This window comes from Candidatus Thermoplasmatota archaeon (assembly GCA_035541015.1).
GTDB lineage: Archaea > Thermoplasmatota > SW-10-69-26 > JACQPN01 > JAIVGT01 > DATLFM01.
In genome coordinates this window covers 1-18,507 of sequence record DATLFM010000082.1, presented here as the reverse complement: position 1 = coordinate 18,507, position 18,507 = coordinate 1, and the positions used below count along the sequence as shown (strand labels likewise).

The window sequence follows — 18,507 nt, the reverse complement described above, 5'->3', positions numbered from 1 at the left end:
CGTGCGCCAGGAGACCCTCGAGGGGCTGCTCGCGAAGATCGCGCTGCCCACGCCGACGCCCGGGGGCGGCACGGCGGCGGCGCTCCTTGCAGCCTTGGGCTGCGCGCTGGGGCGGATGGTGGTCTCGCTCACCGTGGGCAAGGAGAAGTATCGCGAGGTGGAGAGCGCGCTTGCGCTCGACGGCGCGAGGCTCGACGAGCTGCGCGGACGATTCCTGGCGTTGGCCGAGGAGGACGCGCAGTCCTTCGAAGCCGTCCTGGCCGCGCGCCGCATGCCCAAGGCGACGCCGGAGGAGCAGGCGTTGCGGCAGGCGGCCGTCGAGGAAGCAACGACCAAAGCCGCTGCGGTGCCGCTCGAGACGGCCACGCTGGCGGTGGAGGCGCTTTCGATCCTTCGCGAGATCGCCTTGAAGGGGAACCCGAACGCTGCCACGGATGCCGGGACGGGGGCCTTGGCCTGCCACGCCGCCACGCAGGGCGCCTTGCTGAACGTCCGCGTGAACGTGGCGGGCCTTGCCGCCCAGAGTCGCCGGGAAGAGATCCTGGAGCGCTGCCGATCGCTCGAGATGCGCGCGGGGACCCTGCTTGGGGAAACGCTCCTTGCCGTGCAGAAGCAGACCGGCGTTTAAGGCGACCAACAAAAAAACTATAGCGTGGCGCGCCCGCTCCGTGCCGGAGGCTTGCGTGCGGTTCCTTTCCCTCGGGCTTGCGGTGGCCCTTTTCGCGTCGACCCTGCCCCTGGTCGCGAGCCAGGGCGGGGAGGACGCCGAGGAGGACGTCGAGGTCGCCGGTGAGACGCGCCTTGTGACCTTCTATCCCCACATCTTCCTTGTCGGCAACGCCGGTCCCATGCCGGGGAACACGCAGTATCCTTGGGGCGACGAGGACTGGAGCCGGGGGCTTACGGCCCCCACCGGCTGCCACGATGCGCTGGGCATCGATCCGACGGGCACCCTTGCAAGCTGCGACCGCTTCCCGGCCAACGTGCTGTACGTGTATTCGACGGCTGGCTTCGTCGAGGTCCACAGCCTGGAGCAGTGGAACTTCGACTACTCCAAGTTCCACAACGAGCGCGGGCAGGCGAAGGACGTCTTCCTCGACCGCGCCAAGGACATCACGGCTACCTTCTACATGAGCGCGGACTACCACGGTTGGCTGCTGTGCGGCCGGAACTTCGACGGAACGTGGCCGCGCGGGATTCCCTGGCCGGCCCCGTGCTGGAACTGGGATCCTGGCTTTTACCCCGAATGGCAGGTGGAGGCGACACTGTTCCTTGGAAACATGGGCGAGTACCAAGGACAGGCGTCCGAACCTCCGCCCGTCCACGCCAAGGTGGCCGCCGGCGACGTCAAGGTGGTGGCGCAGGGCGTGTCCTCGCCGATCACCATGGTGAGCCTGGACAAGAACGTCCCGGGCGGCGGCGGCGAGGTGTACGAGTTCAACATCAACCTCGGCAAGCCGCAGGTCGAGGTCATTCCCAAGGAGTCCGACTGGATCATGCGGTTCCGCTGGTGGGCAAGAAGCCCGACCGGAAACTACGTCTTGCCCAACCCGCCGGTCAACTGGAACGTGAACAGCGGCGAGTTCTACCCCGCGCGGTTCACGCTGCCGGTCCGCAACGCGTTCGACGTGGAGCTCGTGTACCCGCAGTTCCTGCAGGACAAGCTCCTCGTGCACGCGATCATGAACAGCCCGTGGGGCTCCTACGACGTGAATCCCGGCAGCGTGCGGCTCACGATCGCCGACGCGCAGGGCGTGCCGCAGGATCTCGCGGGCGCCATCCAACTGTCGGACTACAGCGTGGCGCACGGCGGGCACTACAAGCCCATCAACGTCACATGGATCTGGGACCACAAGGCCGCGGCTCTGCGGCCGGGCCTGTACACGGCGACCGTGGACGCGTGCAACTGGCAGGGGAGCGCATGCTCGACGGTGTCGAGCGTCTTCCGCCTCGACGGCAAGGGCGTAGGCTCGACCGTCCAGATCGGCCGAAGCGGCATCCAGACGTTCACGAGCGAGCAGCTCTCCCGCATCGAGCAGGCCGCTGCCGCGGCCGCCGGCGCGCCCGAGTCGCTCGTCCAGACCGGCCGCGACGAGATCGTCACCGTCGAGGGCGGCGGCGAAGGCAACGCAACGCCAGGCTTCGAGGGGCTCGTCGCCGCGCTTTCCCTCGTCGTGACGTTGTATGCGTTGCGGCTGGGTCGCAAAGGTTCGCGGTGACGGCTGCGGGCACCAAAAATTATTTAAAAAGCAAAGGGCACTCCCACCGAGCCCTGGAGAGCGGTAGTCGAGGAGGCGAACCGGCTACCGAGGGCTTGGAGGCACTGGCATGTCCACGAAGGCAACCGTCGCGATCACGCTATCCCTATCGTTCCTTGGCCTTGGCTGGGCCGGCCTTGCGGTCGCCCAAGACCCCGAGGAAGAGGAGGACGTCTCGGCGACGGGGGCCACGTCCACCGTCACGTTCTACCCGCACATCTTCGACTTCGGCTCCGACGGCCCGATGCCCGGGAACACGCAGTACCCGTGGGGCAACGAGGATCTCTCCGCGGGCGCGCCCGGCAACGGCTGCGGACTCGACCCCACAGGGCTTGCGCGCGCGCCGTGCGAGCAGTGGGCCAACAACGTCCTGTACGTGTACTCGACGGCGGGTTTCGTGGAGGTCCACACGCGGTGGGACTTTGCCGGCGACTATTCAAGGTTCCACAACGAACGCGGGCAGGCCAAGGACATCTACCTCGACCGCTCGAAGGACGTCACCGCCACCTTCTACATGAGCGCCGACTGGCACCCGTGGACGCTCTTGCTTTGCGACCAGATCCCGCCGCGCGGCGTCCCCATGCCCACGCCCTGCTGGAATTGGGACCCCGGCGCCTACCCCGATTGGCAAGTGGACGCGACGCTGTTCATCGGCAGCATGGGCGAGTACCAAGGACAGGCCTCGGAGGCGCCGCCGGTGCACGCCAAAGTCGTATCGGGCGACGTCAAGGTCGTCGCCCAGGGCGCAAGCCCCGCCATCACCATGGTAAGCCTCGACAGCAACCTCCCCGGCGGACGCGGCGAGGTCTACCAGTTCGACATCAACCTCGGCAAGCCGCAGGTCGAGATCATCCCCAAGGAATCCGACTGGATCATGCGCTACCGCTGGTGGATCAACAACGGCGTCGCGGGCAAGCTCCTGCTGCCGCAGATCAACTGGAACCTCAACACCGGCGAGTTCTACCCCACCCGCTTCACGCTGCCGATCCGCAATGCGTTTGACGTGGAGCTCGTGTACCCGCAGTTCCTCCACGACAAGCTCCTCGTGCACGCTATCATGAACAGCCCGTGGGGCTCCTACGACGTGAATCCCGGCAGCGTGCGGCTCACGATCGCCGACGCGCAGGGCGTCCCGCAGGACCTCTCCGGCCTCACGCAACTGTCCGACTACAGCGTCGCCCACGGCGGCCACTACAAGCCCGTGAACGTCACCTGGATCTGGGACTACCACACCGCGAACCTCCGTCCCGGCGTCTACACGGCCACGGTCGACGCGTGCAACTGGCAGGGGAGCGCCTGCTCCACGGTCGCAAGCGTCTTCCGCCTCGACGGCAAGGGCGTTGGCTCGACCGTCCAGATCGGCCGCAGCGGCATCCAGACCTTCACGAGCGACCAGCTCTCCCGCATCGAGCAGGCCGCCGCTGCCGCCGCCGGCGCGGAGTCGCTCGTTCCCACCGGCCGCGACGAGATCGTGACGGTCGGGGGCGGCGGCGATTCCAACTCCACACCGGGCCTCGAGGCGGCCGCCTTGGCGGCGGCGCTTGGCGTCCTGGCGCTCGTTCGACGGAGGAGGATCGCATGACCAAGATCGCCATCGCGCTGGCCGTTTCCGCCGCGCTTCTGCTTGCCGGTTGCATCGGCGGCGCGCAGAACGACGGCCTCAAGCAGACCCAGACCCTCAAGCCCAAGGAGCTCACGCAGGAGGCCGAGCGCCGGTTCCAGGAGCTCGCAAGCGCCGTTCCGCTCAACTACAGCTTCGTCGGCCAGGGGCTCCTCCTCCCTGTCGTGACGTGGTTCAACGACACGATCGACGGCGCGGCCAACACCGCGCTTGAGGGCAACAAGGACGAGGGCGGCACGCGCTACAACCTCGTGTACAAGACGACGGACGTCACGCGTCTCATCCCGCCCGGCCAGCCGGCCAAGGTCTCCGTCAAGCTCTACTGGTACGGCAACCCCGGCCAGAGCGCCGACCTTGACATCTTCGTGAACGTTCCGGGCCTCCGCACGGACCACGACGACGGCGACAGCCAGGGAATGAACTGGAACATCCCCGTGAAGCGCATGGGCTTCACGACCGTGGGCGTGGCCGGCGAGCCGCACGAGATCGGCGTGCAGGCCTCGCAGGGTCTCATCGCCCCCGGGCAGCCCGTGAATTTCTTCCTCGAGATCACCGTCGACTACGCGCGCGACGTGCTCACGCCCTACCACCCCTACGCCTTCACGGTGCCGCAGGGCGCCTCCGGCATCATCCTGCGAAGCGACAAGGTGGGCGGAAGCGACCACGTCAAGGCGAAGTTCGTGATCGTCGACCCCAACGACGAGCTCGTGCAGTACGTCGAGTACAACGACCTGGACATCCCCAGCGAGTCGATCTTCATCCCGACGCGCGGGCCCGGCGAGTACGTGTTCTACGCCTACGAGATGACGGGCGGGTTCCTGTCGCTTCGGGCCGACGTCCCGGTCGAGGAGAACCAGGTCCGCACCCTGCGTCTTGCCGAGGAGCGCGTCGTGGACTTCAGCGGGCCGGCCAATCCCGGCCTCGTGAGCCACCGCATCGTCTGGGACCTTGCCGGCGTGAACCAGGAGACCCCCTACATGGAAGGCGCGGCCGCCGCCTTTGGCGTGGACAAGTCCTATCCGCTGAGGGTCGTCGGCTTCCTCGAGGGCAACAACGCCGCCGTGGGCGACGTGCAGATCCGCATCTCGAGCAGCCAGGGCCTCGTGTTCGATTACGTGCGCACGGCGCGCGTGGACAACCAACAGGGCAGCCTCGGCTTCTCGGGCGACCACCATCCGTTCGTGTTCGTCGACAATTCGAAGCTCGCCAAGGGGAGCTACGCCATGAGCGTCGTGGTGAACGGCATGCTGCAGGGCCAGATCGGCCACGCGGTGCTCACGTACCAACGGTGATCCCATGGCGCGCGCGTTGCTCTTGGGGCTCCTCGTCCTGGCCGGCAGCTGGGCCGGCTGCGTGGGCCAAGACGGCGAACCGCTCGCATCCGCCGGCGAGGAGGAAATCCTGGAGCCGACGGTCGAGGAGAGCGTGCCGCTCAAACCGCCGGTGGCCCGCATGACGATCTTCGACGGCAAGGGCGTCCTCGCCTACCAGGCGACTTTCGCGGCCACGGACGATTCCTCCAGGCGCGTGTTCGAGCCCGGCGAGGCGCTTTCGTTCCTGGGCGGCGCCTCGGCCGCCTTGGAAGGCGGCGCCAAGGTCGAGACGTACCAATGGGACCTCGGCGACGGCACGGTCCTCACGGGCCCCACCGTCTCGCACGCGTACCCGCCGATTCCGCAGGCAAAGATCTACGCCGTCCGCCTGACGGTCACCGACACGCACGGTGAGAAGGACAGTCAGACCGTGCTCGTGGGCGTGTACCCAAGCTGCGGGGGCAACGTGACGAAGGCCGGCACGTGTCTGGAGGAGGTCCAAGTCGTCGAGGACTCCGGCAGCTTGACCGCCGGCACGTACGGCGTGACGGGCGGCCAGTTGCAAGGGCGTGACACCCGTGGCGTCGACTACGAGGATCACCTGTTCACCGTCGTGCCCGAGATCGACGGCAAGCTCGTCCTTCCCAAGCACGCCCGGATCGTCGTGAAGGGCTCCGAGCCCCTTCCCGGCGCCGCGCTCAACGTGGAGCTCCTGACGAGCACCGGATGGCGCCTCACCCGCACGACCGGGGGCGGCGCGGAGAAGGAACTCGTGTTCGCGCACGAGGACTTCGTGGCAGCCGACTACACCGCCCGCGTCGTCTTCACGGGCGGGGCCGGTGGCGCAAGCGGGCAGGCGTACTCGCTCTCCGTCGAGGTCGTCTACCTCGTCACGACCCGCGAGTTCGAGCGTTTCCAGGGCTAGGCGACCGGCTCTGGCGGCAGGCGTCCCACCGAGGCAGCCCACAGCAGCGGAAGGACGAGCGTGGCGTCTCCCTCGATCGTAACGTGCCGGGCCCCCTCCTTGAGCTTTCCCCACGAGATGGCCTCCCGCAACCGCGCGCCCGAGAGCGACCCGTCCCACTCGGGCGCCGTGGTCACGTAGACGGCCGCGTCGAGCCCGCGGGCAAACTGGGCCCACCAGATGACGTGGTGCTTGCTGATGCCGCCGCCCAGCATCAGGGCCCCGAGCTTGCCGCGCGCGCGGTGGACGAGGTCCGAAAGCTCGCGCTCGTCCGCCAGGACGTCGAGGACGAAGTCTCGGTGCTTCTCCCGGAACAGCCACGCCTGCGCGCCCACCGCCCCGTCCGTGATGCCCGGGACGAAGACCGGCACCCCGCGCTCGTGGCACCACCAGAGGATCGATTCCTCCCGGCGCGGCTCCCCGGCCAGGCGGCCGGCGATCGCGTGCACGAGCTCGCGCGGACCCCAGACGGCTTTGCGCGCGTGAAGGTCCGCGAGGATCGGTTGGAGCTTCTCTTCGAGCACGGCGCCGTAGCTCTCCTCCGGCACGAGCACCGAGCCCAGGCGGTGGATGCCTCGACGGGCGAGGTCGACGTCGTCCATCTCGAACTCGCCGCGATGGTAGGTCTTCCACAGCCGCGCGAGGTCGTGGTCGAGCGTGCCGCAGGTCGTGACGAGGGCGTCCACGGCGCGCCGGCGAACCATGTCGCGGATCACGCCGCGCGCTCCGGTCGCCACGAGGGCCGCCGGGAACGACAGGATCACGGTCATGCCCGAGCGCCGCATGTCGACGAACGTCTGCGCCGCCTGCGCGACCTTCTTGGCCGTGAACCCGCCGGCTCGGCCAAGCGCCTCCACGAGCTCGGCCGCGGAGACGCCCTCGCGCACGGCGAGATCCTCCACGGGCGGAGGCAGGTCGCCGCGATCCGGCACTAGCGGTCCTCCACCGCGAGCGTCTTTGCGTCGACGGCGTGGGCGAGCTGGCGAAGCACGAGGAGGGAGTCGTGCGTGCCCGCCGGATCGGCGAAGAAGCCGGCCCGCGTGAGCGTGAGCGTCCGCGAGGAGACGGCGACGTGCTCAAAGGGCGGAAGCGCAAGCGTGCGCGTGCGAAGGGTGGGCACGAAGGCCCGCCGGGCGGCGGAGGCGTCGGGCCCGGTGAGCGCAAACGCGCGTTCGAAGGCGCCGTCGTGGTCGCGCGAGTCCCGGCCGGTCCGGACGTCGTCGGGGACGGCGTCGGGCTCGACAAGCTCGAGGCGGAACGAGAAGCCCGCGTCGACGTCCGTGAGTCGAAGCGCGATCTGCGTGCAGGCGCCATCGGGGGACCGCTCCTCGCGAACGACCCGGGCGACGACTGCGAAGCGGTCGCGCTTGCCCGACAGCTCGGGCAGCTGCCGCCACGCGTCGGGGGGCACCTCGTCGGAGACGCGAAGGTCCAAGGCGGCCGCCAGCGAACGCCAGGCGCGGGCCGGAAGGAGGATCATCCCGCAAGGATGGGACGGCCTCCAATTGAAGATTCCGCCGGAACGGGCGCCCGGGCGGAAAAAATTCGAGCCTAGGAAGCAAGCTTCGGCACGGCCTCCGCGATGGCGGCAAGCCCCTTCTGGAGGTTCTCCCGGCTGTTGGCGTAGCTGATGCGCAGGTGGCCCTCGCCGTTTGCACCGAAGGCCGATCCGGGGGTCACGGCGACCCCCGCGTTCTCCAGAAGGAACAGCGCGAGGTCCTCGCTTGGGATCCCAAACGAGTAGGAGGGGAAGACGTAGAAGGCGCCCTTGGGCCGCACGCAGTTGAACCCGGGCGTGGCGTTGAGCGCGTTCACGACGAGGTCGCGTCGGGCCAAGAATTCGGTGCGCATCTCCTCCACGAACCGCTGGCTTCCGCGGAGCGCGGCCACCGCGGCGTGTTGGGCAAAGGTCGCGCAGTGCGTGATCGAGTGCTGCTGGATCTTGCTCATCTCAGCCAGCAGCGGCTCGGGGGCGACGGCCCAGCCCAGGCGCCAGCCGGTCATGGCAAACGACTTCGAGAGACCGTTTACGGTGATCGTCCGCTCGAACATGCCCGGAAGCGAGGCGGGGCTCACGTGGCGGCCCTCGTACAGGATCTTCTCGTAGAGCTCGTCCGAGAGGACGAGAAGATCCTTGTCGACGGCAAGATCGGCAAGGCCCTTCACGTCGTGGTCCGTTGCCACGCCGCCCGTGGGGTTGCTTGGGCTGTTGAGCACGATCATCTTCGTCTTTGGCGTGACGGCCCGCGCGACGTCCTCGGGCAGCATGCGGTAGTCCCGGTGGGCGGACACGGGAACCGGGACCGGTCGCGCGCCGCACATGCGCGCGATGGGCTCGTAGCTCACCCACGCCGGGTCCGGCAGGAGGACCTCGTCCCCCTCGTCGAGCGTGGCGAGCATCGCCATGAAGACGGCCTGCTTGGCCGGGGTCACGAGCACGTGCTTGGGCTCGGCGGGGATGCCGTTCTCCTTGCGGTGCTTGTCGGCCACGGCCTCGCGCAGCGTGGGGATGCCAAAGCTCGACGTGTAGTGCGTGTGGCCCTCGTCGAGCGCCTTCTTGGCAGCCTCCCGGACGTGCTTGGGCGTGGCAAAGTCGGGCTCCCCGACCGACAGGGAAACGATCTCGCGCCCCTGGCTCTTCAGGCGCGCGATCACGTCCTGCAGCTTCACGGTGCCGCTTGGCTCCACGTCGGCGAGCCGGCGCGCGTGGAAGGAGCGCATGGTGGGCAAACGGGGGCTTCCGACTTAAGGGCTTGGGGCCTCACCACTCGACCTCGACGGCGCGCTCGCCCTCGGGCCAGCGCTTCTCCACGACGACGCGGCCCTTCTCGCGCCCGATCTTCCAGATCTTGTACGTCTTCTCGACGTCGTCCTTGCAGTAGTTCACGACCTCTTCGAGGCGGCCTTCGCGCCAGCGGGTGGGCGCGTCGTGGCTCATCATCGCCTTCGACTCTCCGAGGTTGTGCTGGGCGAGTTGCTCCAAGCTGGGACGGTAGCCGAGGAACTGGTACAGCGAGAGGAGCGTGTCCACGAGGCGCATGCGGCCGGGACCGTAGGAGCGCCAGTCGGGAACGTACCCGCGCGCCTCGAACTCGCCGGCGAGCACGGTCCAATCGAAGTTCACGATGTTGTGCCCGATGAGGGTGCAGCCAAGCGCCCGGCAGCGCTCGACGAATTCGAAGAGGCTGCGCAGGTCCTCGCATCCGGCCACGGGCTTCTCCGAGAAGACGTGCCAGGCCGACGTTGGAACGTCCAGGATGGCGCAGACGGCCACGCCGAACCGGTGCTTGTCGTCCCATCCGTTTGTCATCTCGTGCGAGAGGCGCAAGGACTCGATGTCCAGGACGTGGACGGAAGGGCCCGCGGGGTGCATCCGCGGCTTCAGCGGGCGGACGGGGACTTAAGCGTTCTACCCTGGTTTCCGGTCCAGCCGCGCGTCGGGTTGTAGAAGCCGCGCGACGGCGTCCACCGCGCGCGCCCCCGCATCGATGCGCGCCTTGGCCTGGTCCATCGTCATCCTCGGGCCGGTGACCGCAAGCCCCACGGGCTTGTCGAGCGAAAGCGCGACCGTCTGCAGCGCGGTCGCGGCCGCGTGCGCGATGACCTCGTCGTGGGCCGTTTCGCCTTGGACGATGGCCCCGATGGCCACGACGGCGTCCACGTCGGGCCGGCGCAGGAGCCGGGCCGCGGCGAGCGGAAGGTCGTAGCTTCCGCCGACGCGAAGCTCCGGTCCCGGGACGGCCCCGAGCTGCGCCGCTCGCGCTTTGGCGACGTGGAGCATGGCGTCGGCGATTTCGGCGTGGAAATCCGCCACGACAAAGCCGATCCGGCGCCCGTCGACGCGGGGCGCCGAAGGTGAGCCGGGCGCCGCAAGCGCGTCAGAGCGGCCCAACGTCTGGACCTCCTTGGCGCTGCCCCGTGCCGGCGAGCTTCGTGAGCCGCTCGGGGTCGAAGAGGAGCCAAGCCGCGTTCAAGGCGTGCTCGCGCGCGCGGTCGAGGGCGATCCTGGCAAGCTCCGAGGGATCGCCCGTCTCGCGCTCGTGCACGAAGACCTTGAGGATGTGCTTGCCGCAGGCAAGCTCGGCCCATTGGAGCGCGAGGTTTGCCTCGTGGGCGCAGGTCTCGTCGATGTCGTGGCCGCCCACCCACCCGAGCGCCAGGGCGAGGTCGCAGTCCCGCTTTTGGAGAAGGATCTGGCAAGCGAGGGCAAGGTCCTTCATTCCCGGGACCGTGTAACGCTCGACGACGACGGGATACCCGCTCTTGGAGAGCGCGTCGATGGCGGCGCCGGCCATGTCCACGCGCGCGAAGGTCGTGTCCGCGACGCCCACGCGGCCGACGCGGACGGCGCGACGCGGCGGATCGGCCACCTTGCGGGCGGCAAGCACGGGCCCGCGGCGCAGGCGTCGGGGGCGCGGTCGTCCCGTCACGGCCGGACACCTCCGGCCGGCGGAGCGCCCGGGTCGAAGGGCTTTTCGAGGGCCTTTTCCGTGGACGGCGTGAAGAGCCCCGAGTCGAAGATGCGACGGATGATCTTGCGCGTGCCGTCGAGGTCGTGGTCGAACTTCGTCACGCGACGGATTTCCGGATGCAGGCCGCGCGAGGCGAGCGCCTTTCGCAGCTCTTCCACCTTGTGGTAGTCGTCGTACCCGAGCGCGATGACGTCGGGACGCAGGCGCTCCACGCTTGCCAACTGGTCGCGCGGGTCGCCCACGATGGCAAGGTCCACGGGCTTGAGCGCGGCGACCATCTCGACGCGCATCTCCTGCGGAAAGATCGGCACGTGCTTGCGTTTGCGCACCATCTCGTCGGTGGCTACGACCACCACGAGCTCGTCGCCCATCGCGCGAGCCTCCTGCAGGTAGTGGACGTGCCCCAGGTGAACAAGGTCGAAGACGCCCACGGCCATCACGCGCCGCTTGCGGGCTTCCGCCATGGGATCACCTACGGCGGCGCAAGCGCCGCCTCGACCTCGCGTCCGCGAAGGAGGACCGTCCCGTTCCGCCGCGCCCATTCCGCCGCGTCCGCGACCGTGCGCGCGCCTCCGTCCTCCGAGAGCATCTCGGCGCCCACGAGCACCGGCCCGACGCCCGCGGCCATCGCAAGCGCGACGGCGAGCTCGGTGTGCCCTCGGCGCTCGGCGAGCAGCCCGCGGGCGGCGACGCAGACGTGCACGTGGCCGGGCGAACGGAACTCCGACGCAAGCGCGTGCGCGGGATCGGGCAGGCCCTCGGCGAGGCGCGCAAGCACGGCGAAGCGCGAGACCGTGCGTGCGCGGTCGGCGTCCGTGATGCCGGTGTAAGTCTCGCGGTGGTTGAGCGTGAGGCTGAAGCTCGACCGCGCGTCGTAGGGAGGACCTCCGGCCGAAAGCCTCGCCAGGAGCGGGTGGCGGGGCGCGGCTTCCTGCAGGAGGTCGTGGAGGAACGGGAGGCCAAAGGCGGCCGCGATCTCGTGCGGAACCGCGAGGAAGACGAGACCGCCTGCGTCCTGCCGCAGCGCGCGGAGGGTGGCGGGCGTGGCCAAGCGCGCGTCGAAGAACAGGTCGACCTCGCGCTCGCGCTTGTCGTCGTCGTACAGGAGGATGGGCTTTCCTTGCGCAAGGAGGCGTCCGGCGACCGACACCGCCGCCCAGGGGCCGCGGCGCAAGGAGAGGGCCATGGCGAAAAACAACGCCGGGGAGGGGATAAGTCTTGGGTCGATACGGGGACCCTGCTAGAGGACCTTCGCGCGGGTCTTCTTGCGCGTCACGTAGCCGGCGACGCGGTTGCGCATGCTCTTGCTCTCGAGGTCCGTAAGCTCGGAGACCTGCTTCTTGTTGGCCTCGAAGTCGTTGCCGAAATGCTCGGGGAACTTCTGGAGGAGCTCGGCGGCGATGCGCTTGATGTACGTCGGGCGGATGTTGCCCATTGCGTCACCTGAAGATAGCGCGGGAAAGAGGACCGACTATTTGAAGTTGACGGCGGGGGCGGCTGGAGACCCCGGAGCCTACGAGACGAGCTGCTTGAGCTGCTGGATCTTCGAGAGCTCGTGCTCGATCTGCTTGCGCTTGTCCCGCTCGATGAGGTCGATCACCTTCGGGAAGGGGATGGCCAGGCGATAGTAGTGTACGGGGCGCCCTTTGCCGCCCTTCTTGCGCTCCTCGGTCGCGATCCACCCGCGCTCCCGGAGGAGCTTCGTCGCGACGCTTACCTCGGGTTGCCGCAGACGGCATCCGCGCTCGATGTCCGTGCTCTTGCCCTCGTCGACTTGCGACAGGAACGTGATGACCTTGGCGATCTTGTGGTCAAGGCCAAGGTGGGCCAGAAGATCGACGAGCTCAAGATCAGAGTCGTCGAGAACCGGGGCATCCCTCCGCTTCAACAGAAACGCACCGAGATTGTATACCCCGGCAACGATAATTAAAGCTTGTGGAACTGCGCGAATTTTTTCGTGTGGAGATGCTCAGCCGATGACGAACGCTTCCTCGCGCGCCTTGCCGGAGGCGAACCGGTCGGGGGAAAAGGGGGAGAGGGGCACGATCGGGGGCTTCCCGAGGATCATGTCGGCCACGATGCGCGCGACCATCGGCGAGATCATGAACCCGTGGCCGGAGAACCCGTTCGCCTGGACGAAGTTGTGGAACCGCGCGGGACCCAGGATGGGCACACGGTCGGGCGTGATATCGTACATGCCGGCCCATTGCCGGACGACCTTGACCCGTCGAAGATCGGGAAGCAGGTCCACGAGCGCGGCTCCGATGCTTTGCAGGAAGTCGAGGCTCGACCGCTCGTTGTGGCCGGGGGGCTCGTTTGGCATGCCGATCCCAGTCACGACCTCCCCGCGCATGACCTGGCTCGCGTAGAGCCCGTTGCGCATGTCCACGAGCATGGGCTCGAGGAAAGGCTTCAGGGGCTCCGTGGAGAGGATCTCGTGCCGGACGGGGACATTCGGCAGGCTTGCCCCGGCCAGCGCGGCCACGTCGCGGCTGTGCGCGCCGGCGCAGTTCACGACCCAGTCGGCCTCGATCGTCCCCTTGTCGGTCACCACCCGGCGGATCCGATCGCCCGACGACTCGAAGCCGGTCACGGTCGTGCCCGTGTGGACCTCGACGCCACGCCGCTTGCATTGCTCCAAATATCCGAGCACCACCGGCCATGGGAAGAGGACTCCGTCGGTGGGACAGTAGCTCGCCGCCAGCACGCCCCGCGCGTTGAGCCCAGGCGCCATCTCGATCGCCTCTTCGGGCCCGACGATCCGGCTTGCGATGCCGTGCGCATTCTGGAAGGCGACCGCCTTCGTCAATTCGTGCACGTGGCCATCGTCGAACGCCAGGAACAGGTATCCACCTTGCCGGAACCAGATGTTGATGCCAAGCTCCTCGGGGAGCGTGCGGAACATGGCGATCGAGTCGCGCGCGAGACGCAGGTTCTCCTCGGTCGTCCACTGCGCACGCACGCCGCCGCCGTTCCGCCCGCTTGCACCCGCAAGGACGTAACCGCGCTCCAGCACGACCACGTCGCGAAGACCGGCCTTCGCGAGATTGTGGGCCGTCGCGAGCCCGACCACGCCGGCGCCCACGACGACGACGGAAGCCTTGCGCTTCACGCGGTGTCCTCCCGCTTCCACCGCTCGCCGGCCAGAAGGCCCAGCGGGATCGGGTTCACGGGCGGACGGTGGGTGATCGTGCCGACGTCCGACAGCGAGCGCCCGGTGGCTTCGCAGAGGATGCGCTGAAGCGGAAGCATGCAGAACTTGCCCTGGCAGGGGCCCGTCGCGACGCCGTTTTGCCGCTTGACCTCCTCGACGGTGACAAAGCCACGCGCGACCGCGTCGCGGATCTCCTCCTCCGTGATGTCCTCGCAAGGGCAGACGAAGGTCCTAGACGTGCGCGGCCACCCCCGTGCGAAGCGGCGGATCCGCGCTCAACTGCGATCCGGACCGCGCCGCGGCCGCGCCCACGCGCTCGCCCGAGACCATGGCCGCCTCGATCCCCCCGGGCGCCACGAGGTCGCCGCACGCAAAGACGCCGGGCGCGCACCGGCCGTCCGCGTCCGTTGCGGGAACAAGCGCACCGTGCCGCTCCACAAGCGAGGCGCCCGCTTGTTGCGCAAGCTCGATCGCCGGCCGACGCGTGGCGGCCACGCAGAGCACGTCCGCGCGCACGCGACGCTTTCGCCCGCCGTCGGACACGACGATCGAGCGCAGCCGCGAGAAGCCGCGCGCCCGAAGAACGCGGGCCTCCGGAAGGAGCGTGACCTTCGCGCGCCCGTCGAGCAGGACCTTGAGCGTGACGCCGCGCTCGTCGTCGCCCACGACGACGATCCGCCGTCCGGGCGCGACGTCGCGCGAGGCGAGCTCGAGCGCGCATGAAAGGGACATGACGCCGGGAAGGTCGTTGTTCGGGAAACGATCGCCCGCCTCCGGCGCGCCCGTCGCAAGCACGATGCGCCGCGGCCGCAGGCGCACGAGGCGGTCGGGGAACACCGCCGCGACGTCGCCTTCCGGATAGATGCCGGCGACCGTCGCCCGGGCGTGGAGCTCGACGCCCAGCGAGCGAGCGCGCGCGAGGAGGCGCGCGGCGAGGTCGCCCCGCTCGCGGGCGAGCCGACCGCCCAACCGCGGGTTTTCCTCCAGCACGAGCACGCGCGCGCCCGCCTGCGCGGCGGAGATGGCCGCCGACAGGCCAGAGGGCCCGGAGCCCACGACCAGAAGATCGACGTCGCGCCGCTCGACGGCGCCCACCTGCTGCGGCTCGATGGGATCGGGCACCGTGCCCCACCCGGCCATGCGGCGCACGATCGCGTGAAACAGCGGGCGCGCCTGCGGCAACCCGATGCCCGCGCGCTGGGGATCGAAGCTGCGCGGCGTGAAGCGCAGGAGACCGTAGACGTCCCATCGCGCCGACGGCCAGCAGTTCTGGTCCTCGACGGAGAGCCCCTCGCGCACGGGCGTCATGCACGCGCGCACCGACGGCGCGCCGCCGATGCGCATCATGCACTGTCCGCACTTGCCCACGCCGCAGTAGAGCCCGCGCGGGCGGTGGAGCTTCACGCTTCGCGAGAAGACGCGCACGCCGGCGCGGTACAGCGCCGACGCGACCGTGTCGTCGGGCTTCGCGGGAACGCGCCGGCCGTTGTGCGTGATCCACGACATGAGCGGGAACGAGCGACGGAACGGGCGAGGGGTACATAAAAGGAAGGCAGCGTCACGACGCCCTCCCGGGCTCCTTGGCCTTCCACTCCGCAAGCCGGCGCGCGTAGAACGAAGCGGGCTCTCCGGGCTGCTGCACGGGGCGATCGATGCGCCAGATGGTGCGCGCCACGTCCTCCTCGGCCCCGAGCACCTCCTTCTCCGCCTCGCGCGTGGCGGCGCGATACGGCTTCCACGCGTCGAGCACGCGCTGGACCTTCGCCGCGTCGCCCGAAACGGTCATGTCCTGCCCGTGCTCCGTCGTCTGGAGGAATACCGTGACGCCTGGCCCCGTCCAGCGACCGCGGCCCTCGCCGAGGAACTGCCACTTGAGGCCCATCTCCTTGATGGGCGCCTTGATGTCGTCCTTGTTGGGGCCGTACACGTCGTGCGGAAAGACGACGCGCTCCTTGCGCGAGGACTCGTCGGGCCCATCGGCCGGCTCGGGCCTCGCCTTTGCGGCGGACTTCCCTCGCGTCTTTGCGGCGTTGGCCGCCTTTGGCTCCTTGGATGCCTTCGTGGCCTTGGCTTGGGCCTTCGCCGGCTTCTTGGCCGGGGCCTTGGCTTTCGCGCGCGGCGCGGCGGCCGCCTTGCGAGGCATGAGCTGCCATCGCCGGCTCGTCGAATGAACGTTTGTCGTTCGCCCGCGCACCATGTATACGCATGTATACGTACGTATACGCGTGCCTACGGCGAGCCGGCGCGGCGCCGGGCGACGACGAGCACCGCGCTGCCCGCGGCGGCGAGCAGGCCTCCCACGACGAGATAGCCGGGCGCAAACCACGTGATCGTAATCGTGCCCTTCACCGTCGCCGGCGCGTGGGCCCGCACGCGCCAGAGCTCGCCCGGCCGCGCTTCGAACGTGAGGTTGGCGCGCGGCCCGTCGGCCCGAAGGGTTTCGCTTGGCCCCTCCACGTGGAGCGCCACGGACTCGTTGGCGCGCACGCTGGCGCGGGCGGATTGCGGCAGCAGGTCCAAGGTGGACGGGCGAAGCGAGAGGTAGTCGGCCGTCCCGTGCTGGAGGTCGTACGTCGCGCCGCCGTAGGCGCCCACGGCGACGAAGGCGCCGGCGACGAGAAGAGCGGCGGCCGCGAACGTGGATCGGGGGACGGTCAGAGGTATCCCTCGGCGATTGCAAGCTCGGCGTTGAGGATGCTGCCGCCGGCGGCGCCGCGGACGGTGTTGCTTCCGCTTGCAAAGTACTTCCACCCGAGGATGGGGTCGGGCCGCAATCGGCCCACGGAGACGGCCATGCCGCGCTCGCGCGGCCAGTCCTTCCGGGGCTGCGGCCGGTTCTCCTCCGTGCGGTAGACGACGGGCTGGCGGGGAGCGAGCGGAAGCGAGAGCTCCTGCGGTCGCGAGCGGTAGCCGTTCCACGCGGCGACGATCTCGGAGGCGTCGACGCGCCGGTCGAGCTTGAGGTTCACGGCCATGCTGTGGCCTTCCTCGACGGGGACGCGCGTGGCCGTGGCGCTGATCGCAAGGTCGGCGGCAACGACGCGGCCGTCGGGGCCGAGCTTGCCGAGCATGCGCTGGGGCTCGGATTCGATCTTGGGCTCCTCGTTGCCGATGAAGGGAACGACGTTGGCGACGCTGTCGAGGCTGGGCACGCCGGGGTAGCCGGCGCCCGAGAGCGCTTGGAAGGTCGTGACGACAAGCGAGCGAAGGCCCAACGGCGCAAGGGGCGCAAGCGTCATCGTGAGAACGCAGGCCGAGCAGTTGGGGTCGGTGACGATGAATCCGTCGGTGGGCTGCGTTTCGACGAGCGCGAGGTGGTCGGGGTTCACCTCGGGGATGAGGAGCGGGACGTCGGGGTCCATGCGGTGGTCCTTCGCGTTGCTGAAGACGGCGTAGCCGCGCTTTGCAAGCTCCGATTCCAAGGGCCCGGCCGTGCCGGACGGAAGCGCGCTGAAGACGACGTCGGCGTCGAGGTCGTCCGTCGCCTGGCGCACGGGAAGGTCGGCGGCCTCGCGCGGCATCTCCTCGTTGAGCACCCACCGGCACGCGTCCGCGTAGCGCTTTCCGGCGCTGCGGTCGCTTGCGACAAGCTCGGCCACGCGGAAGGTGGGGTGGCCGTCAAGGAGGCTCAGGAAGCGCTGCCCGACGGCGCCCGTGGCGCCCAGGATCGCGACCTTCCGCGTCTTGGTCATGCGCGCTTGGCCTCCCCGGCGAGGAACTCGGCGTGCAGCGCGCGGACGGCCTGCGTGCGCTGCGTGGTGGGCACGACGAAGTTGAGCGCCATGTCGCTTGCTCCGACCATGATCATCTCCACGTTCACGCCCGCACGTCCCACGGTGCTGAAAATCTTGCCGGCCACGCCGGGCGTCGAGCCGATCGCCTGCCCGACGAAGCACACGAGCGTCCGGTCGCGGATGGTCTCGACGCCGCGGACGACGCCGTCCACGCCCGCCAGCGCCGCAAGGCCCGTTTCGAGATCCGCGCCGTTCACGAGGAGGGCAAAGCTCGCCTGGCTTGCCGCCATGTTGTAGACGTTCACGCCGGCGTCGCCCAGCGCCGTGAAGACGCGCCGGCCGATGCCCGGCGTGTAGGCCATGCCGGGACCCGAGAGCTTGAGGATCGCAAGCCCGTCCTTCACGGCGACGCCGCGGAACTCGCGGCTGTGCTCGGGTCGCGGGGCTTCGATGATCGTGCCGTCGGGCTCGGGGCGGTTCGTGTTCTTGACGACGATGGGGATGCCCTTGCGCGCGACCGGTTCGACCGTGCGCGGATGGAGGATCTCGCCGCCCAGGTACGAGAGCTCGGCCGCCTCGTCGTAGCTCATCTCGACGATGGGGCGGGCGTCGGGGCAGATGCGCGGGTCGGCCGTGAGGTAGCCGTCCACGTCCTTCCAGACCTCCAGCCGGCGGGCGGGGAGAGCGTAGGCGGCGATCGCCGCGCTGTAGTCGCTGCCGCCGCGGCCAAAGGTCGTCACGTGCCCCTGCGCGTCCACGCCGTAGTAGCCCGTGAGGATGGGAACGTCGCCGGTTTCGACGCGCGGCGCGATCTCGGTGGCAAAGCGCTTCTCGGTGGCGGCAAGGTCCGGCGTGGCGCCGCCGAAGACGCCGTCGGTGAGGACGCCGGCGGCCTCGGCGTCCAAGGGCGCGGCGCGCACGCCCGCCTCGCGGCACGCGGCGGCCAGGAGCCGCACCGAGAGCCGCTCGCCGAAGGAGGCGGCAAGGTCGC

Annotated in this window: 22 protein-coding genes; 5 read left to right on the top strand and 17 right to left on the bottom strand. The window is 69.3% G+C overall.

What is annotated here, in order from left to right:
• Nucleotide 1: 1 nt before the first annotated feature.
• The 5 genes from VM681_07395 to VM681_07375 all read left to right on the top strand — a co-directional run bounded on the left by VM681_07395 (nt 2) and on the right by VM681_07375 (nt 6,117).
• A complete protein-coding gene (locus tag VM681_07395; GenBank protein ID HVL87808.1) occupies nt 2-628 on the top strand; it encodes a cyclodeaminase/cyclohydrolase family protein in 627 nt (208 codons plus the stop codon).
• Between the two features lie 55 nt (nt 629-683).
• Nucleotides 684-2,219, top strand: coding sequence for a hypothetical protein (locus VM681_07390; GenBank protein ID HVL87807.1), 1,536 nt, complete (start codon nt 684-686; stop codon nt 2,217-2,219).
• A gap of 109 nt (nt 2,220-2,328) precedes the next feature.
• Nucleotides 2,329-3,840: a hypothetical protein gene (locus tag VM681_07385; GenBank protein ID HVL87806.1), complete on the top strand. Its 1,512-nt coding sequence runs from the start codon at nt 2,329-2,331 to the stop codon at nt 3,838-3,840.
• Entirely contained in the window at nt 3,837-5,171 is a 1,335-nt protein-coding gene (locus VM681_07380; protein HVL87805.1) for a hypothetical protein, read from the top strand. The genes VM681_07385 and VM681_07380 overlap by 4 nt, the downstream gene beginning before the upstream one ends.
• 4 nt (nt 5,172-5,175) lie before the next feature.
• Nucleotides 5,176-6,117 (top strand): PKD domain-containing protein, encoded by a 942-nt coding sequence (locus VM681_07375; GenBank protein ID HVL87804.1) that lies wholly within the window; start codon nt 5,176-5,178, stop codon nt 6,115-6,117.
• Here VM681_07375 and VM681_07370 read toward each other — a convergent pair.
• From VM681_07370 to VM681_07290, 17 genes are all read right to left on the bottom strand, one after another.
• On the bottom strand, nt 6,114-7,088 hold the full coding sequence (locus VM681_07370; protein HVL87803.1) for a deoxyhypusine synthase: 975 nt from the start codon (nt 7,086-7,088) through the stop codon (nt 6,114-6,116). The genes VM681_07375 and VM681_07370 overlap by 4 nt on opposite strands.
• On the bottom strand, nt 7,088-7,636 hold the full coding sequence (locus tag VM681_07365) for a hypothetical protein (protein ID HVL87802.1): 549 nt from the start codon (nt 7,634-7,636) through the stop codon (nt 7,088-7,090). Before VM681_07365 ends, VM681_07370 begins: the two co-directional genes overlap by 1 nt.
• A gap of 71 nt (nt 7,637-7,707) precedes the next feature.
• Complete coding sequence (locus tag VM681_07360; protein ID HVL87801.1) at nt 7,708-8,877, bottom strand: pyridoxal phosphate-dependent aminotransferase; 1,170 nt, start codon at nt 8,875-8,877, stop codon at nt 7,708-7,710.
• A 40-nt stretch (nt 8,878-8,917) separates the two neighbouring features.
• Nucleotides 8,918-9,529 (bottom strand): hypothetical protein, encoded by a 612-nt coding sequence (locus tag VM681_07355; protein HVL87800.1) that lies wholly within the window; start codon nt 9,527-9,529, stop codon nt 8,918-8,920.
• A gap of 36 nt (nt 9,530-9,565) precedes the next feature.
• Nucleotides 9,566-10,048, bottom strand: a complete 483-nt coding sequence (gene ribH, locus VM681_07350) for a 6,7-dimethyl-8-ribityllumazine synthase (protein ID HVL87799.1) — start codon at nt 10,046-10,048, stop codon at nt 9,566-9,568.
• On the bottom strand, nt 10,035-10,526 hold the full coding sequence (gene ribC, locus VM681_07345; protein ID HVL87798.1) for a riboflavin synthase: 492 nt from the start codon (nt 10,524-10,526) through the stop codon (nt 10,035-10,037). Before ribC ends, ribH begins: the two co-directional genes overlap by 14 nt.
• Before the next feature lie 56 nt (nt 10,527-10,582).
• On the bottom strand, nt 10,583-11,092 hold the full coding sequence (locus VM681_07340; GenBank protein HVL87797.1) for an adenylyltransferase/cytidyltransferase family protein: 510 nt from the start codon (nt 11,090-11,092) through the stop codon (nt 10,583-10,585).
• 8 nt (nt 11,093-11,100) lie between these two features.
• A complete protein-coding gene (locus tag VM681_07335) occupies nt 11,101-11,814 on the bottom strand; it encodes a 3,4-dihydroxy-2-butanone-4-phosphate synthase (GenBank protein HVL87796.1) in 714 nt (237 codons plus the stop codon).
• A gap of 54 nt (nt 11,815-11,868) precedes the next feature.
• On the bottom strand, nt 11,869-12,063 hold the full coding sequence (locus tag VM681_07330; GenBank protein HVL87795.1) for a 30S ribosomal protein S17e: 195 nt from the start codon (nt 12,061-12,063) through the stop codon (nt 11,869-11,871).
• A gap of 78 nt (nt 12,064-12,141) precedes the next feature.
• Nucleotides 12,142-12,516, bottom strand: a complete 375-nt coding sequence (locus tag VM681_07325; protein HVL87794.1) for an ArsR family transcriptional regulator — start codon at nt 12,514-12,516, stop codon at nt 12,142-12,144.
• Between the two features lie 81 nt (nt 12,517-12,597).
• Nucleotides 12,598-13,740 carry an FAD-binding oxidoreductase gene (locus VM681_07320; GenBank protein HVL87793.1) on the bottom strand — a complete coding sequence of 381 codons (1,143 nt, stop codon included), beginning with the start codon at nt 13,738-13,740 and terminating at the stop codon, nt 12,598-12,600.
• On the bottom strand, nt 13,737-14,051 hold the full coding sequence (locus VM681_07315; protein ID HVL87792.1) for a (2Fe-2S)-binding protein: 315 nt from the start codon (nt 14,049-14,051) through the stop codon (nt 13,737-13,739). The genes VM681_07320 and VM681_07315 overlap by 4 nt, the downstream gene beginning before the upstream one ends.
• A complete protein-coding gene (locus VM681_07310; GenBank protein ID HVL87791.1) occupies nt 14,014-15,288 on the bottom strand; it encodes a 2Fe-2S iron-sulfur cluster-binding protein in 1,275 nt (424 codons plus the stop codon). The genes VM681_07315 and VM681_07310 overlap by 38 nt, the downstream gene beginning before the upstream one ends.
• A 52-nt stretch (nt 15,289-15,340) precedes the next feature.
• Nucleotides 15,341-15,925, bottom strand: coding sequence for a hypothetical protein (locus VM681_07305; GenBank protein ID HVL87790.1), 585 nt, complete (start codon nt 15,923-15,925; stop codon nt 15,341-15,343).
• An 86-nt stretch (nt 15,926-16,011) separates the two neighbouring features.
• Entirely contained in the window at nt 16,012-16,377 is a 366-nt protein-coding gene (locus tag VM681_07300; GenBank protein ID HVL87789.1) for a hypothetical protein, read from the bottom strand.
• 59 nt (nt 16,378-16,436) lie between these two features.
• Nucleotides 16,437-17,474, bottom strand: coding sequence for an aspartate-semialdehyde dehydrogenase (gene asd / locus VM681_07295; protein HVL87788.1), 1,038 nt, complete (start codon nt 17,472-17,474; stop codon nt 16,437-16,439).
• On the bottom strand, nt 17,471-18,507 hold a 1,037-nt coding region (locus VM681_07290; protein ID HVL87787.1), incomplete at its 5' end, for an aspartate kinase. The genes asd and VM681_07290, both read right to left, overlap by 4 nt.